The sequence below is a fragment of the Pseudoalteromonas sp. UBA6610 genome, from assembly GCF_002433295.1.
GTDB classification, from domain to species: Bacteria; Pseudomonadota; Gammaproteobacteria; order Enterobacterales; family Alteromonadaceae; genus Pseudoalteromonas; species Pseudoalteromonas atlantica.
Genome location: NZ_DJHW01000030.1, coordinates 40,093 through 56,344 on the forward strand (window position 1 = coordinate 40,093; position 16,252 = coordinate 56,344).

Below are 16,252 nucleotides of genomic sequence, written 5' to 3' on the forward strand. Positions count from 1 at the left end.
TTTATTGTTTATAACAGATAAACTAGCCACACTATAAATTATAAAAAACGACAATTATGGGCTATTTATTTGCAGTTACCCTACTTTGGGCTTTTTCATTTAGTTTAATTGGTGTGTACCTAGCAGGCCAAGTTGATGCGTGGTTTAGCGTATTAATACGAGTTGCATTAGCCACATTGGTTTTTTTACCCTTTTTAAAACCTAAACTTACCTCAAAACCACTCGCACTTAAGCTGATGCTGATAGGCGCTGTGCAACTGGGAGTTATGTACAGCTTTTACTATCACTCCTTTTTATTTTTAAGCGTACCCGAAGTGTTGCTCTTTACCGTTATGACGCCGCTTTATATAACGCTTTTAAACGATGCACTTAATAAGCATTTTAACCCTCGCTTTTTTACAGTTGCGCTTATTGCCGTACTGGGCGCGGTAGCTATTCGCTGGGAAAGCCTCAATAGTCATTTCATCATCGGTTTATTACTGGTTCAAGGTGCCAATATTAGTTTTGCCACCGGACAAGTAACTTATAAACGTTTAATGGCCACTAATCAGTTGGATGACAAAACCGTATTTGGTTGGTTTTTTATTGGCGCCTTAGTGATGGCGAGTGCTTGCTTCGCTTTATTTGGCAATACAAGCAAATTACCGAGTACACCTACCCAGTGGGGTATTTTAATATATTTAGGTATTGTAGCCTCAGGCCTTGGTTACTTTTTATGGAACAAAGGAGCAACAAAAGTAAATGTGGGAGCATTAGCCGTTATGAACAACGTGCTTATTCCTGCCGGTATTATTGTTAACGTGCTTATATGGAATAAAAATGCCGACATTATGCGCTTAAGTATGGGGGGTGCAATTATGTTAGCAGCACTGGTAATTAATCAAATAGGGACAAATAAACAGAACGTCACATCCTTGTAGCTAATTTGTCATTGAATGCGATTAGGGTTGAATAAAATAACGTTAAGGAACAAACATGAAACATCTCACCCTAATAACAAGCTCAGTAATACTTGCACTACTGAGCGGCTGCGACGACGATGTCGAAGTTGTAGAAAAAGACGTAGTCGTTACAAATACCACCGTTGAGGTTGTTGAAGTACCGACGCCTGTAATTGTTGAAGTTGCAAAAGGCGAGGCGCCTGATATTCAATTAGGTACTCGTGCCGACTACCTTATTAACGATATGGCACAGAGCGATTTAAAAACAAAATTAGAATCGTGTACGGATGGGCCATTTTACCGTACAGATTTTTCTATTGGGCATCGTGGTGCGCCAATGCAATACCCTGAGCATACCAAGGAGTCTTATATAGCTGCGGCGCGTATGGGTGCAGGTATTGTCGAGTGCGATGTAACCTTTACCAGCGACAAAGAGCTCGTGTGTCGCCACTCTCAGTGCGATTTGCACACCACCACCAATATATTAGCCATTCCTGAACTTGCCGCTAAATGCAGTGTGCCTTTTACTCCAGCTAACGCAGCAAGTGGCACGCCTGCCACCGCTAAATGCTGTACAAGCGATATCAGCCTGAGCGAATTTTTAACGCTTGAAGGTAAAATGGATGGCGCCAACACCCAAGCCACTACTGTTGGTGAATATATGCAGGGCACGCCCAACTGGCGCACCGATTTATACGCCACTAATGGAACGTTAGTAACTCATAAACAAAGTATTGAGTTATTTAAAAGCTTGGGTGTAAAAATGACCCCAGAGCTAAAATCGCCGCAAGTTAGCATGCCTTTTGAGGGAATGACACAACAGCAATACGCGCAAAAAATGCTTGATGAATACACGCAATTGGACGTACCAAGCAGTGATGTGTACCCGCAATCGTTTAATCTCGATGATGTGAAATATTGGATAAATAACAACCCCGACTTTGCAAATCAAAGCGTATATTTAGATGGCCGTGACAGCGAAGCGGGCTTTGATCCAAGTAACCCTGAAACGTGGCAACCAAGTATGGAAGAGTTAGTAGCCGATGGCGTTAAAATATTAGCGCCCCCTATTTGGATGATGCTCACCATAGACAACGAAAGTAATATTGTCCCCTCACAATACGCCATTGACGCAAAAGCTGCAGGGCTTGAACTGATAGCATGGAGCCTTGAGCGCTCGGGGCCTCTTAACGAGGGCGGTGGCTACTACTATCAATCAATCGCCGATGTTATCGATAACGATGGCGACATGATGACGGTGGTTGATGTACTCGCGCAGGATGTTGGGGTTATGGGTATATTTTCGGATTGGCCCGCGACCGTAAGCTACTACGCAAGTTGTAATAAAATGCCTGCAAGCATTTAAAAAACCAGTATCAGTGGTCGTTTATTTTTTTGCGCTCAGTTACCATAACTTTATTAATTATTTAACTGAGCGCTTTTATGATAATCCAACACCATAATACCGACCTAGCCACCCCAACAGGCTTAATGCGTACTACCGTTTACCGCCCACAAGCAGCTGGCCAATACCCAAGTATTATTTTTTACTCGGAGATTTTTCAGCAAACCGCGCCTATTGCGCGCAGCGCTGCTATTTTAGCAAGCCACGGCTTTGTTGTGTTAGTGCCTGAGGTATTTCATGAGCTAAACCCGATTGGTACTGTACTTGCGTATGATGACGCGGGTAAAGATAAAGGCAATGCCGATAAATGGCAAAAGCCACTTGAGCACCACGACAGCGACACACATGCACTCATCGACTTTGTACAAAGCCAAGATTACTGCACTGGCACAGTAGGCGCCATGGGTGTGTGCATTGGTGGGCATTTAGCTTACAGAGCCGCATTAAACCCACACATAAAAGCCGCATTTTGTTTATACGCCACCGATATTCATAGTGATACCTTAACGGCTAATGCAGGTAACAATTCGTTTGAACGCATGGCTGATATTCAAGGTGAAATACACTTTATTTGGGGTAAGCAAGACCCACATGTACCGCAACAAGGCCGAAGTAAAATTTACCAGCAATGTGTAGCCACGGGTATTAACTATCACTGGCAAGAAGTAAACGCACAGCATGCGTTTATGCGTGATGAGGGCGAGCGTTACGATGCCGCGCTTGCAATTACTATGTACCAACAAGCGGTTGCATTATTTAATCGTACTTTGTAATTAAGTGCGGTTTTACGTGCTTTTTAGCATGCCCAGTGCAGTATGCTGTTTAACAAAATAGGCTTTTAAATAATCAATAAACAACCTGAGCTTTTTGGAGCCTGCCGCCCCAGGTGGAAACACGCCATAAAGCTCAATATCTTTTGTTTTATAATCATCGAGTATTATTTCTAACAGCCCTGCTTGCACTTTAGGCCACGCATCATACAACGGAATGCGCCCAAGCCCGTGCCCTGCCTCTACAAACGCGGTACGCGCTGCGGCATTATTGGTGCTTATGCCGCCTTGTAGTATTACATCGTATTTTTTGCCCTCTTTGCTAAGGGTTAATGTTTTACTGCTAAGTTGGTACACCACCCATTTATGTAAGGCTAATTCAGCTGGCGTTTTAGGTTTGCCAAAGTGTTCAAAATACTCAGCTGAGCCACAAATACAGGTACTCATGGTGGTTAGTTTAGTGGCTTGTAAGTTTGAGTCACTTAAAGCGACCCCACGAATAGCAATATCAAAGCCGTTTTTTATAATATCAACCACATCATCGGTTAGTTGCAGGTCTATTTCAATTTTGGGGTATTGGCGTTTAAACGTATTAATTGCCGGCACAATTAGTTGCATGCCTACATTAACGGGGCAGCTAATTTTTAATACTCCTTGTGGCTCACTTTTAATGTTTTCTATTTGCTGATTAGCTGCGTTTGCTTGTTCTGTGATCACTCTACAGCGCTCATAATACGCAATGCCCGCCTCAGTTAGCGCCATAGTGCGGGTTGAGCGATTTAGCAGCGTAACTTCTAATTGCGTTTCTAATTTTTTAAGGTGATAACTTACCACCGCACGCGTTAACCCCAACTGCTTTGCAGCCGCGGTTAAACTGCCCTGCTCGACAATTTGCGCAAATACCACCATGCTTTTAAGTTGCTCAAACGACACTTTCATCACAAACCCACCAATGATTATTCAACCCAATAATTGTATCAATAATTAAACCAATAAAGTTAAATTTATCATCGTTGTTTAAATCCTTTTAAGTGCATATAGTTATTACAGCACCTTGGTTAACACCAAGCTTTAATTTACTCACTAATCGAAGGAATATTGTTATGGCTAAAAAAATACTTATGGTACTTACCTCACATTCAGAGCTTGGCAACACAGGCGAAAAAACAGGTTTTTGGGTAGAAGAATTTGCAGCACCTTACTATGCATTTGTTGATGCTGGTGCAGAGGTAACACTTGCTTCCCCTGCAGGTGGCCAACCGCCAATTGACCCAACCAGCACGCTTTCTGACTTTGAAACCGATGCAACAAAGCGCTATGACAACGACAGCGCAGCACAAACACTTATGGCAAACACCAAAAAGTTAAGTGAAGTAAACGCCAGCGACTTTGACGCGGTATTTTACCCTGGCGGCCACGGCCCACTATGGGATTTAGTAGATAACAGCGATTCAATCTCACTTATTGAAAAGTTTGTAAAAGAGCAAAAGCCTGTAGCGGCTGTTTGCCACGCAAGTGCAGCCTTTTTAAATGTTAAAGATGCAGATGGCAATGCGCTGGTAGCTGGTAAAAAAGTAACAGGCTTTACTAACTCAGAAGAAGCCGCCGTGCAATTAACAGACGTAGTGCCATTTTTAGTTGAAGATGAACTCATTAAAAAAGGCGGCGATTATCAAAAAACCGACGACTGGGGCGTATTAGCGCTCGAAGATGGTTTAGTGATTACAGGCCAAAACCCAGCAAGTTCAGAGCTTGCTGCGAAAAAACTATTAACTAAACTAGGTTAAAATAACCCCTGTGCGCGGCGTATAACGCCGCGCTTATTAAATCGCTTTTAATAGCGAAAACATACTCCTATACTGGTACAAAACAATCCTACTAAAGCGTTTATATGCCAACTACCCCATCATCATCTTCACTAATAACCAGTACGCGATTTGCAATATTTAGCGTAGTTTTTATATGCCTAATACTACAAGTGATCAATAGTTTACCTGGCATTACGCTTAATGGTTTAGGTATTTACCCTCGCAGCGTTCAAGGGTTAATCGGCATTTTATGCGCCCCATTTTTACATGGCAGCTGGTGGCACTTTGCTAGCAACATGTTGCCTTTTGCTGTACTTAGCTGGCTAATTTGCCAATACAGTGTAAGACGCTTTTATACCGTGTTTGTATTTACAGCGTTAATTGGCGGGCTATTAGTGTGGGCCTTTGGTCGAAGTAGTTTTCATGTTGGGTTAAGCGGCGTTATTTATGGTTTATGGGGATTTATACTGTGCTATGGCGTGGTTAGGCGCTCGTTTAAGTCTATTGTTATTGCCCTAGTAGTGGCAGTGCTTTACAGCGGATTTATTTGGGGCGTGCTACCACAACGCTTTCATGTCTCGTTCGAAAGTCACCTTTTTGGTGCGTTAAGTGGTTTCTTTTTAGGGTATAAACTTGCCAAAGCAGATAAATTAAAAGCACGATAATTTTTTCATTGCCTTTAATTAATTTTTTACGCCCCCAGCTTGTTATCTATGAGTATATAAATTAATTACATTTTTAAATTGAGGTTATTTATGAGTAATGAACACGAATACACGCCGCCTAAAGTTTGGACGTGGGACAGCGAAAGTGGTGGTAAATTTGCTAATATTAACCGCCCTATTGCCGGCGCCACTCATGACAAAACCTTAGACATTGGCAAGCATGCGTTTCAACTTTATTCATTAGCCACGCCTAATGGCCAAAAAGCGACCATTATGTTTGAAGAGTTATTAGAGCTTGGCCTAACCGATGCCGACTACGATGCCTATTTAATTAACATTGGCGAAGGCGACCAATTTGGCTCAGACTTTGTTGATATTAATCCAAACTCTAAAATTCCTGCGCTAATGGATCACTCTACCACGCCACCAACACGCATTTTTGAGTCGGGTTCAATTTTACAATACTTGGCAGAAAAATTTGATGTGCTAATCCCAAAAGATTTTAAAGCCAAGACCGAGTGCCGTAATTGGCTATTTTGGCAAATGGGTTCAGCGCCTTATTTAGGTGGCGGATTTGGTCATTTTTATAGCTACGCACCAACAAAAATGCAATACCCAATAGACCGTTTTACTATGGAAACTAAACGCCAGCTCGATGTATTAAATCGCCACTTAAGTGAAAACGAATACATGGCGGGTAGTGAATATTCTATTGCCGACATTGCCATTTGGCCTTGGTATGGCTCGTTGGTGCTTGGAAAATTATACGACGCCGCTGAGTTTTTAGATGTTGCCTCTTACACTCATGTAATGCGCTGGGCAGAGCAAATAGCAAAGCGTCCCGCTGTTAAACGTGGTCAACGTGTTAATCGCACCTGGGGCCCTGAAGAAGAGCAACTTAGCGAACGACATAACGCCAGCGACTTTTAATCTAATAGCCCATAACAAGACATTGTGTTATGGGCATTTTTTTATTTAAAATCTGCATTTTCCCTGTCATTAAACTATATTTATTATTGTGTTTTTATAAAATGTAACCTGCTTTACCCGCATTACTTTTCATAAGGCTTTAATGAGTGCAATATAAAAATTTAAATAGTGATGAACGCAGAGAAGCCGTAAAACTTTTATATTCTAATGCTTTATCTGGCATTGGTGTTTCGGCGTTAGTTAGTTTTGTACTTGTATTTGCATTTGACCTAACGGATGAGAGAACAAATCAAGAAAAAATAATTTGGCTTTTTTTTATGCTGGTTGTTTTGGCAGCAAGGCTAATGGATGTTATTTACTTTAACTACACCAAAGAAGTTAACCAGCCTTTTAATGCAAATAGCTTTTTAAAACGCTTTTCGGTGGGCTGTATAGCAACCGCGATTTCGTGGTCATGTTACGCACTGTGGTTTCATAAAAGCTCATCCACCGTTGAAATTACCACCACAATAGCTATTTTGTCGGCATTTGCTGGTGGCTCAGCCAATTTGCTCTCGGGTAGTCGCTTTACCTCGGTGTGTTACAGCATTATTTTATTAATGCCTTACTCTATAGTACTAACCTTATCTGATGACTATTACCACTATGTATTAGGCTTTTTGGGCATTACTTTTTCGGCAATTATGGTCGCCTCTTCTTATAAGTCGGCCACATTTACCCAAACAGCCATAAAATTACGAAATCAAAACCGCGAACTACTTAACGAAATGGAAAGCAAAGTAGAAACACGCACAGAAGAAATTTACCGTTTATCAAACACTGACCCACTAACAAGTTTATTAAACCGTACCGCTTTTTTAAAAGTGGCAAATAAACAGCTGGCAGATCACCCCGAGGAAAAACTCGCTTTACTGTTTGTAGACTTAGATGGCTTTAAGCAAATTAATGACTCTATGGGTCATAAAGTTGGCGACCAAGTACTTAAAGAAATAGCCGAGCGACTCACTAACGTTTGCACCCGGCACTTATACAAATGCCGCTGGGGCGGAGATGAATTTTTAATTTTAACAACCTATGAGGATGAACAAGACTTATTTGATTTTGCCAAAAAGGTTATTAAAAGCATTCGTGCCGAGCATGAACGATATAAATACCAAAGCTGGGTATCTGCCACTATTGGCATAGCGTTATTTCCTGAGCATGAGGGCGATTTAAGCGCGTTAATTCGTTCAGCAGATTTAGCTATGTACCATCAAAAACGTATTGCCAAAGGCTGCGTAAATATTTACAACAACGACTTAAAGCGCCAACAAGAGCGCGAACAATTGCTCAGTAAACGCTTGGCAAGTGCAATAAAGGACAACGGCTTGCGGTTAGTGTTTCAGCCTATTGTGGATAGCCAAACAGCGAAGGTGACCTCGTTTGAGTCACTTTTACGCTGGCAATTAAATGACGAAGCGATATTTCCTGATGAATTTATTGCCATTGCCGAGCAATACAACCTCATAACCGAACTTGGCTTATGGGTGATTGAGCAAGCGTGTGTGCAAGCTTGCACGTTTAAAAACGTACAACCCCCTATTGCTGTTAGCGTTAATGTATCTGTAATACAACTTCAAGACCCTGATTTTGTCACTAAGGTTGTAAATATCGTTGATCAATACGGTGTAAAGCCAGAAAACCTGCACCTTGAAATCACTGAATCTGTGTTTGCTGAGGATAAGCTCACCTTTTTAGCAGCAGTAAAAGAACTGCAAAAACAAGGATTTTGTATTTCTATTGACGACTTTGGTACTGGGTACTCTTCCTTGTCGAGCATGTTAGATATTGGTGTAGACATAGTAAAAATAGATAAAAGTTTCATTCAAAACATGGATAAGCGAGGCTTAAGTATAATTCATGCGATTGTGCAAATGGCCTCAACACTTGATTTTATAGTAGTTGCAGAAGGTGTAGAAACCCTAGAGCAAGCCAACATGTTAAAAGAAATTGGCGTGTCTCACCTACAAGGTTATTACTTTTCTAAACCTATGGAACAACACTTTGTAGATTCGTACCTCAAAGAGCAAAACAAATTGTGTAGCTAGCAGTATGAAAAAACTCACTAAAGAGCAAGTCTATAAACGCCTTAACAACGATGAAGACGCACGCGCTTGTAAAGACATAAACGAAGATGAATGCAAAGAAGTGGCCGGTAACTTTATTCTTTTATTAACAAGTCAGCTTTTTAGTAAGTTTGCCGATGCCCTCCTCAACCCTAAAGTCACTCTGCCTTGGTTAATGCAAAGCTTAAACGTGCCAAGCGCGTTTATAGCGTGGCTGGTGCCTATAAGAGAATCTGGCTCTTTATTACCACAATTAGCGATAGCCAATATTATCCGTAAAATCTCTGTAAGAAAGTGGGTATGGGTTTGCGGTGCATTTGCCCAAGCTTTATGTATTGGCGCTATGGTTGGTGTTTCATTTGTGTTAGAAGGCGCTCAGGCTGGCTATGCAATTTTAGCTCTGCTGGTGCTCTTTAGCCTCGCCCGCGGGTTTAATTCTATTGCTGCTAAAGATGTCTTAGGTAAAGTTATTCCTAAAAAAAAGCGGGGCAATATAAGTGGCCTGGCGGCAAGTATAGCTGGCTTTGCAACACTCACCTTTGGTTTAATGATGTGGTTTTTTTCGGGGCAAAAAGAGCAAAATACGGTATTAATTGCGCTGTGTTTAGGCGCCGTTTTGTGGGTTATTGCTGCACTTTTTTATAGCCGCATAAACGAATACAAAGGGGCGACACAAGGCGGTAAAAATGGCTTTTTAAATGCGCTAAGTAAATTAAAGCTGCTTTATCAAGATAAACAATTTGCACACTTTGTAATTACCCGCGCCTTTTTACTTTGCTCAGCCCTAAGCGCGCCTTTTTATATTATTTTAGCAAGCTCTCAGCAGTTTGAATTTTCATTATTGGCAGTATTTTTAGCCGTGTCTGGCTTAGCAAGTTTAATTTCTGGGCCAATATGGGGAAGACTCAGCGATTTTTCTAGCCAAAAGGTGCTTGTATTAAGTGCGTTGCTTGTCACCATAAACGGCGTGAGCGTGTTTGTAATAGCCACATGGTATAGCCAGCTGTTTGAATATGCTTGGGTAATACCTGGTTTTTATTTTTTGCTTTGCATTGCTCATCAAGGCGTACGGCTCGGGCGTAAAACCTATTTAGTAGATATGGCACAAGGCAATAAACGCACTGATTACGTGTCGGTTAGTAATACTGTAATAGGCATTTTGCTTTTAATGTTAGGCAGTATAGGGCTTTTAGAAGCATTTTTATCAACCGCACAGCTTATTTTGTTGTATAGCCTGCTCGGTTTGTTAGGTGCTATTAGCGCGATTTTTTTGCCTCAAGCGGAGTAATACCAATGCGCAATAATACGTGATCAATTAAGCGAATTGGTAAATTAAAAAAGCCCAACAAAATAATTGCCGAGCTTTGGACTTAAGACCTAAGGATAAACAGTCAGCTTTACCTCAAGTTATAACACCTAAGCAGTTACATTCAGCAATGAATCGCCTTCACTTAAACCAAATTTTTCTTGTACTGAAGACAAGATAGACTCTTTATCTTCATCAGATAGCTGGCTTGAATACTCAGTTAATAACTCATCTAAGTAGCTAACCACTTCGTCAGTATCAACAGATTCTAGAGAGTTTTGCGGCGGCGGTGGCGGGCGCTGCCCTTCAGGGCGTCCTGCATCGCCAATACTTTTAGCGTCAAAATCAAGTTCGCTCATTAAATCAGCCAACTCTTTTGTCGGCGAGATCCCCTGCTCTTCAAATGCAGCTTGAATACTTTGCGCATCTTCCGTGCTTAGGTTTTGTGCATCAAATTCTGCAAGTGTTTCTTTAACAAACTCAGTTTGCTCTGAAGTTAAAGCGCTTACTTGGCTAGATTGTTGAGTCATAAAACTCGCTGAACTACCAATACTGTTGATCATATTTTTCTCCCTTAACGTGAGCGGCGTGGTGGCTTGTGTTCACTTAATTCTTGTTCGCTAATTTCGCCATTCCCATCGGCATCTATTTCGTCAAAAATAGTTTGCGCATCGCCTTGCGGTGGTGCACTTTCGCTAAATTCTGCAAGGCTAATCACACCGTCACCATCTGCATCTATGCTTGAAAAGTCAGGTTTAGGTGGTGGGTTATCACCTCCTCTGGCTGCAACATTGGCTGAAAAAGCCATTGATAATAATGCAGCAACAGCAAAAGTAGAAAAATGCTTCATCGTGGTCACCTTGGGTTAAATATTAATAAAGGGTATGAATATAAAGTACGCTTAAAAAACGCAAACATTGTGCAAACAATAAGGAAATAAAAATAAATCCGATTTTTATCATGTTATTTTTACCTTATTCGGTATTTCGGTTATTGTGATAACTAATTACTTAAAACCACTTTCAACACCTGTTTTGAGAGCTAACATACTAAGGACTTATTAACATACATGTTTAATCTTCCAATTTTTCTAGTTGTATCGCAGTGAAAATACCTAAACGCCTCCAGCCACTCGTTGATGATGGCCTAATTGATGAAGTGATAAGCCGCTTAATGAGCGGTAAAGAAGCGGATGTATTTGTGGTACGCAGCGGTGGCGAAATTCGCTGTGCTAAAGTCTACAAAGATGCCGTTAAACGCAGCTTTAAAAAGGCAGCTCAGTACCAAGAAGGCCGAAAAGTAAGAGGCGGACGCCAAGCCCGCGCCATGTGTAAACGCTCTAGTTATGGGCGGCAACTAGAAGAAGAAATTTGGCAAAATGCAGAAGTAGACGCGCTTTCACGTTTATCACGCGCTGGCGTCAGAGTTCCTGATACTTATTACTGTATTGATGGTGTGTTGTTAATGGAGCTTGTGTGCGATGAAGACGGAGATGTTGCTCCACAGTTAGGGCATGTGACCCTTACACAGCAAGACGCTATTGAGCAGTACAGTATGATGGTTCATTATATTAAATTAATGCTGTGCGCTGGTATTATCCACGGTGACTTATCAGAATTTAACGTACTTGTTGATAGTAAAGGGCCTGTAATTATTGACCTTCCACAAGCTGTAAACGCCGCAGCCAATAACAGTGCGCAAGCAATGTTTACGCGCGATGTAAACAACATACGTCGTTATTATGCGCAGTTTGCACCTAGCCTATTAAACACTCATTACGCTAAAGAAATGTGGGCACTGTTTGAAGAGGCCAGCTTAACGCCAAACACTGTGCTCAGTGGAGAATTTGAAGACAGTAACGAATCTGCAGACGTAGATGCGGTACTCGATGAAATACAAGCGGCCGAATACGAAGAGTTCGACCGTTTAGAGCGTATTAAAAACGCTGACGATGAGTAAAACTGCGCTCACGTTTAGCTATTGAGGGTGAACAAACCGATAGCCCACACCGTAAACCGACTGAATAACGCTGTCGGTTTGCGTTACTTCATCCAGCTTTTTACGTAACTTTTTTATGTGGCTGTCTATAGTACGGTGGCTAACTATACGTTGGTCTGCGTACATGGTGTCCATTAAGCTATCGCGTGAATAGATTCTGTTAGGGTTTGAATACAAAGGCTTAAATAGCTGAAATTCAAAATTAGTAAGTTCTATACTGCTATTTTTATAATTTACACTGTAAGTACTTTCATCCAGTGTCATGGCATTATTTACCGGCTCTTTTGTGGTATTCACACGCCTTAAAATTGCTTTTACACGCGCCACCAGCTCAGCATAACTAAACGGTTTGCAAATGTAGTCATCGGCGCCTAGTTCAAGTCCGAGTAACCGGTCAATCTCCTCCACCTTTGCCGAAACCATAATAATGGGCACATTAGAAAACTTTCTTATCGCTTTGCACAGCTCTATACCGCTTTGCCCTGGCAACATAATATCTAATAAAATAACACTTGGCTTATTACTTTCAAGCCAGCTAAGTACTTCATCACCATGATGAATAAGGTGCGTTTGATAATGATGACTTGTTAAAAAGTCGCTCATTAAATTGGCAAGTTTTATTTCATCTTCAACAATGAGTATTTGCTCACTCATATTTATCCTCTACTGAACTAATAAGGGTAATTTAATAACAATGCCAAGCCCGCCAATACTGGCTTTTTCGGCTGATATTTCGCCATTATGACCTTTAACAATATGCTGACAAATAGACAAACCTAAACCAGAGCCACCCTCTTGGCGATTGCGAGAGCTGTCTACACGGTATAAATATTCAAACAAGTGCAATAAATGCGTTTGCTCAACGCCTATCCCGTTGTCCTCTATTATAAGCTCTAAATAGGCTTGGCCTTTAATATTTACGTTATTGGCACTTAAAGAAATAGTTGAGCACTGGGCGTAATGCACCGCATTCATTAATATATTATCTAGCAATTGCAGTATACGTGTTTTATCTGCGTTTACTGTGGTGTTGTTAGCACTATTAAGAAGGTAAAAATTAATAGCGTGCTGCTCAAAAATAACGTGATACTTTTGCTCTATGGAGTTAAGTAAAAAGCCTACATCGGTAGGTTGCATGGTGTAATGCATGCCGCCTAGTTCTGCGCTGTTTAACATGTGTAGGTCGTCAATCAAGCGCTTTAAATGCAGCGCTTCATCGTTAGCAGAACTAATATTTTTATTGTTTGGTTCACGTATCCCAAGCAACATAGCTTCGAGCTCACCGAGTAAAATGCTCATGGGCGTTCTTAGTTCATGAGAAATATTAGCTAACCAGCGTTTACGTACTTGCTCATCTTTAGCGAGCGTAAAGGCCAAGGTATTAAAATCTTCACTAAGCTGGCCCAGCTCGTCTTTTCTATCTAATAAAAGTTTGGTGCTGTACTGCCCTTTGGTTAGCTTATGCATACCACTGGCAATTTGCTTTACAGGGCCAACTAAATGCCTTGCCAGTAAAAAAGACAACAGTAAGGTAAGTAGCCCTGCGGTTAACGCAATAAGCCATAAATAGTTAGTTTGTTGCTTTAAAAAATCCAGCTCGTACCCATCTGCTAGGCTTTTTCTTTTTGAAACAGCAAGGTAAGCAATTGTTTTACCTTCAAGCTCTATGGGCGTTTTAATGTACTTTAAATCCTCAAATAATTTACCAAAAATACGCTGCTGGTTTTCATCCAGTAGTGCATAGTGCGCGGCATGCTCGGGCGGTGGGCGTCGATCTTGTTGCGCCATATGCTGTGGGGGTCTGGGTCTGCGTTCACCGCGAATTTCTGGGCGCTGTGGCATATCGCGTAAACTAGGTAAAAACTGGCTTGATTGCAATTGCGATTCAACCAACCTTAAAAAGCGCTGATCGTTACCTATAATTTTATCCCACGAGGGAGTTTGCGCGTATTTATTAGCCAGCTGTACCGCTAATGGCTCTAATGCTTTTACTTCTTTGGCGTTTACAAAATCAATAATACCTTGGCCAATACTGTACTGAATAAGCACAACAAGCCCCGCAATAATGCTAAAGGTGAAGCTAAATAATATTAAAAAAAGTTTGTTATGAATTTTCATTTATTTTTTATAAACCTGACTCTAAAAGCATTTGAGCTGTTATTTATTGCGTATTTTTTACTGCTAAAACGTATTATTAAAGGCTCTAAGCACTTTAAAGAATAGTCTGTAATACCAATTGTATTAATTGCGTGTTCTATTATAGCGACTTATAAATAGCGCCTTTAATAACAACGTATAACGTTAACAAGTAAAAGTGCAAACAATGTGCATTATATAAAAAATTACGCTCAAAAAAGGCGACCTAAGTCGCCTTTGTTATTAATCGTTTTTTAAATGCTTATCAAAAAAATCGAGAAACGCTTGTAACGTTTTAATTCTATGCGGCTGATAAGACAAATAATGATCGCCATCTTCTAGCTCAATGTAAGTAACATCTTTATCTTCGTCATCTAGTTCATCTTCCATTTCTCTACTATGGTAAATAGGGACAACACTGTCATCGCTACCATGCACAAGTAAAACAGGTTTGTTAATTGATTTAGCAAAATTAACCGGCGAATTGGCCTCTAACTTATCGCTATTTGTTCCAAACTGCTTTCGTACTATGTCTTTGTTTGTAAAGTGTCGGGCTTTACTCACAATATGCTCAAGGTCAGTTACCCCTGCAAAACTTGCCGCACATTTAAATGTTTCAGGGTGTTTAATAACAGCCATTAAGGCGGCGTATCCACCATAGCTTGCGCCACCAATACAAATTTTATCTGGCTGAGCAATCCCTTGGTCTATTAACCAGTTAGCTCCATCTTGTAAGTCATCTTGCATGGCTAAACCAAAACCTTGGATCGACTGCATTAAAAAGTCATAACCATAACCACTTGAGCCACGAAAGTTAGGCTGTAACACGGCATAACCATTATATGCCAGTAGCGCAGTCCAATAGTCAAAGCCTGCATAGTCTCGCGCCATAGGTCCACCATGTGGAAATATAATAGTGGGTAACTTATCGCCTTTCTCATAGCCAACAGGCAGCGTTAAGTAGCCTTCTATAATAAGCCCGTCACGTGCTTTATAGCTGATGTGCTCTTTACCGGCGTATACGCTTTCGTTAATGTGTGGGTAAACGTCTGCAAAAAATGTTAAATCACCTCGCTTTCTGTCACCTAACATGTAGGCGCCTGATGTTTTATCTGAGCTGACATAAAGTACATATTTTTGCTGATCGTCGCTGGTGCTAACAATATCCATTTCAAATGAATCTTTAGGTAGTGATGCTCGTAAAGAGCGATGTAGCTTGTCTAAGTCTTCATCCCAATACGCAATACCATCTTCTAAATGCGAATGCGTAAAGCCTGCCACTTCGCCAGTTTTACGGGAGTAAAAAATATCGCCATCTACATCGTACTTGTCGTCGCTAAAAATGAGCTCACGTTTGTTAGTTGATAGATTAAGCTTAAATAATGCATCACGCCCTTCATGTAGCGCAGTGATGTATAAAAAGTTAGGGTCTTTATCAAAGCCAAGTATCGAAATGCTTTGCTCACTAAATACTTCGTAGCTAAATAGTGTTTGCCACGACTCATTTTGCTCGTTGTACAGCTCGTAAGTAAATTGTGTTTCATCCATTTTTTTAGCAATACGAACCTTGCCTTGTCTATCAGCAAACCAACTGGTTACATCTGCACGAGCACGTTGTATTTGTTTTTTGCGTAAGGTAGTTAGGTCAAGTTCATACACAGCAGGGGTATTGGCTATTTTAAAATCGCCCTGCACGAGTATTTTATTTTCTTGCTCCGGTAAAAAGCTAATAATTCGGTCAGAAAACTGAGGCTGCTTTTCATCACGCGTGTTGTTTGCTCTAAAAGCCAGTTTTATTCCTTTATCATCACTTAGATTATACGAATACATTAATGTAGACGCATACTTAACCCCACCAAATTGATATTTAATGTATCGTGCGCCCAATAACAAAACATCATTATTTGCCCAACTAAACCAGTCAAAAAATACAGTGTGGTTATCCGATTTAATAATCGGCTTGCCCTTGCCTGTTGTAAGGCTTTGCACCATTAAAACTAAATCGCCATCAAGGTTTCTAACATACGCAATGTTATTTCCATCTGGTGAGAGCTTAACTTGGCTTATGCTTTTTAAGCCTGCAAACGCTTCTATGGGTAGCTTTTTATCAGAGGCTGATAGGCAGCTAAAACTAAGTAGGGCAAATACTAAAGTGAGGTAAAGTTTAGACATTCAATATCCATTTGTT

15 protein-coding genes are annotated in these 16,252 nt (G+C 40.9%); 9 read left to right on the top strand and 6 right to left on the bottom strand.

The window, feature by feature from the left end:
• Positions 1-56 precede the first annotated feature (56 nt).
• The 3 genes from B4F91_RS04490 to B4F91_RS04500 all read left to right on the top strand — a co-directional run bounded on the left by B4F91_RS04490 (position 57) and on the right by B4F91_RS04500 (position 3,119).
• Positions 57-920 (top strand): carboxylate/amino acid/amine transporter, encoded by an 864-nt coding sequence (locus B4F91_RS04490; RefSeq protein ID WP_286938346.1) that lies wholly within the window; start codon positions 57-59, stop codon positions 918-920.
• A gap of 55 nt (positions 921-975) precedes the next feature.
• On the top strand, positions 976-2,307 hold the full coding sequence (locus B4F91_RS04495; protein WP_286938348.1) for a glycerophosphodiester phosphodiesterase family protein: 1,332 nt from the start codon (positions 976-978) through the stop codon (positions 2,305-2,307).
• 77 nt (positions 2,308-2,384) lie between these two features.
• A complete protein-coding gene (locus B4F91_RS04500; RefSeq protein WP_273605697.1) occupies positions 2,385-3,119 on the top strand; it encodes a dienelactone hydrolase family protein in 735 nt (244 codons plus the stop codon).
• Between the two features lie 12 nt (positions 3,120-3,131).
• On the opposite strand, the gene B4F91_RS04505 is transcribed toward B4F91_RS04500, so the two are convergent.
• Complete coding sequence (locus tag B4F91_RS04505) at positions 3,132-4,055, bottom strand: LysR family transcriptional regulator (RefSeq protein WP_024034243.1); 924 nt, start codon at positions 4,053-4,055, stop codon at positions 3,132-3,134.
• 164 nt (positions 4,056-4,219) lie between these two features.
• Here B4F91_RS04505 and B4F91_RS04510 point away from each other — a divergent pair, with 164 nt between their 5' ends.
• The 5 genes from B4F91_RS04510 to B4F91_RS04530 all read left to right on the top strand — a co-directional run bounded on the left by B4F91_RS04510 (position 4,220) and on the right by B4F91_RS04530 (position 9,912).
• Positions 4,220-4,903 carry a type 1 glutamine amidotransferase domain-containing protein gene (locus B4F91_RS04510; RefSeq protein WP_024034244.1) on the top strand — a complete coding sequence of 228 codons (684 nt, stop codon included), beginning with the start codon at positions 4,220-4,222 and terminating at the stop codon, positions 4,901-4,903.
• A gap of 104 nt (positions 4,904-5,007) precedes the next feature.
• Positions 5,008-5,589, top strand: coding sequence for a rhomboid family intramembrane serine protease (locus tag B4F91_RS04515; RefSeq protein ID WP_286938352.1), 582 nt, complete (start codon positions 5,008-5,010; stop codon positions 5,587-5,589).
• Between the two features lie 90 nt (positions 5,590-5,679).
• Complete coding sequence (gene yghU, locus B4F91_RS04520) at positions 5,680-6,519, top strand: glutathione-dependent disulfide-bond oxidoreductase (RefSeq protein WP_004587400.1); 840 nt, start codon at positions 5,680-5,682, stop codon at positions 6,517-6,519.
• Positions 6,520-6,665: 146 nt separating this feature from the next.
• On the top strand, positions 6,666-8,606 hold the full coding sequence (locus B4F91_RS04525) for a putative bifunctional diguanylate cyclase/phosphodiesterase (protein WP_029773418.1): 1,941 nt from the start codon (positions 6,666-6,668) through the stop codon (positions 8,604-8,606).
• A 4-nt stretch (positions 8,607-8,610) separates the two neighbouring features.
• Positions 8,611-9,912, top strand: coding sequence for an MFS transporter (locus B4F91_RS04530; protein ID WP_286938355.1), 1,302 nt, complete (start codon positions 8,611-8,613; stop codon positions 9,910-9,912).
• Positions 9,913-10,040: 128 nt separating this feature from the next.
• Here B4F91_RS04530 and B4F91_RS04535 read toward each other — a convergent pair whose 3' ends face one another.
• Positions 10,041-10,493, bottom strand: a complete 453-nt coding sequence (locus tag B4F91_RS04535; protein WP_004587402.1) for a hypothetical protein — start codon at positions 10,491-10,493, stop codon at positions 10,041-10,043.
• An 11-nt stretch (positions 10,494-10,504) separates the two neighbouring features.
• Positions 10,505-10,780, bottom strand: coding sequence for an EF-hand domain-containing protein (locus tag B4F91_RS04540; protein ID WP_055252984.1), 276 nt, complete (start codon positions 10,778-10,780; stop codon positions 10,505-10,507).
• 254 nt (positions 10,781-11,034) lie between these two features.
• Here B4F91_RS04540 and B4F91_RS04545 point away from each other — a divergent pair, with 254 nt between their 5' ends.
• Entirely contained in the window at positions 11,035-11,889 is an 855-nt protein-coding gene (locus B4F91_RS04545) for a PA4780 family RIO1-like protein kinase (RefSeq protein ID WP_286938357.1), read from the top strand.
• Between the two features lie 18 nt (positions 11,890-11,907).
• On the opposite strand, the gene B4F91_RS04550 is transcribed toward B4F91_RS04545, so the two are convergent.
• The 3 genes from B4F91_RS04550 to B4F91_RS04560 form a co-directional block, all read right to left on the bottom strand.
• The gene (locus B4F91_RS04550; protein ID WP_029773415.1) at positions 11,908-12,582 is read right to left on the bottom strand and encodes a response regulator; all 675 of its coding nucleotides are present in this window, start codon (positions 12,580-12,582) and stop codon (positions 11,908-11,910) included.
• Between the two features lie 9 nt (positions 12,583-12,591).
• Complete coding sequence (locus B4F91_RS04555) at positions 12,592-14,046, bottom strand: ATP-binding protein (protein ID WP_286938359.1); 1,455 nt, start codon at positions 14,044-14,046, stop codon at positions 12,592-12,594.
• A gap of 261 nt (positions 14,047-14,307) precedes the next feature.
• Positions 14,308-16,236 (bottom strand): S9 family peptidase, encoded by a 1,929-nt coding sequence (locus tag B4F91_RS04560; protein WP_029773413.1) that lies wholly within the window; start codon positions 16,234-16,236, stop codon positions 14,308-14,310.
• Between the last annotated feature and the right edge of the window lie 16 nt (positions 16,237-16,252).

Coding starts and splice junctions, on each gene's coding strand:
- B4F91_RS04490 (WP_286938346.1), top strand. CDS start 57: ATGGGCTATTTATTTGCAGTTACCCTACTTTGGGCTTTTTCATTTAGT.
- B4F91_RS04495 (WP_286938348.1), top strand. CDS start 976: ATGAAACATCTCACCCTAATAACAAGCTCAGTAATACTTGCACTACTG.
- B4F91_RS04500 (WP_273605697.1), top strand. CDS start 2,385: ATGATAATCCAACACCATAATACCGACCTAGCCACCCCAACAGGCTTA.
- B4F91_RS04505 (WP_024034243.1), bottom strand. CDS start 4,055: ATGAAAGTGTCGTTTGAGCAACTTAAAAGCATGGTGGTATTTGCGCAA.
- B4F91_RS04510 (WP_024034244.1), top strand. CDS start 4,220: ATGGCTAAAAAAATACTTATGGTACTTACCTCACATTCAGAGCTTGGC.
- B4F91_RS04515 (WP_286938352.1), top strand. CDS start 5,008: ATGCCAACTACCCCATCATCATCTTCACTAATAACCAGTACGCGATTT.
- yghU (WP_004587400.1), top strand. CDS start 5,680: ATGAGTAATGAACACGAATACACGCCGCCTAAAGTTTGGACGTGGGAC.
- B4F91_RS04530 (WP_286938355.1), top strand. CDS start 8,611: ATGAAAAAACTCACTAAAGAGCAAGTCTATAAACGCCTTAACAACGAT.
- B4F91_RS04535 (WP_004587402.1), bottom strand. CDS start 10,493: ATGATCAACAGTATTGGTAGTTCAGCGAGTTTTATGACTCAACAATCT.
- B4F91_RS04540 (WP_055252984.1), bottom strand. CDS start 10,780: ATGAAGCATTTTTCTACTTTTGCTGTTGCTGCATTATTATCAATGGCT.
- B4F91_RS04550 (WP_029773415.1), bottom strand. CDS start 12,582: ATGAGTGAGCAAATACTCATTGTTGAAGATGAAATAAAACTTGCCAAT.
- B4F91_RS04555 (WP_286938359.1), bottom strand. CDS start 14,046: ATGAAAATTCATAACAAACTTTTTTTAATATTATTTAGCTTCACCTTT.
- B4F91_RS04560 (WP_029773413.1), bottom strand. CDS start 16,236: ATGTCTAAACTTTACCTCACTTTAGTATTTGCCCTACTTAGTTTTAGC.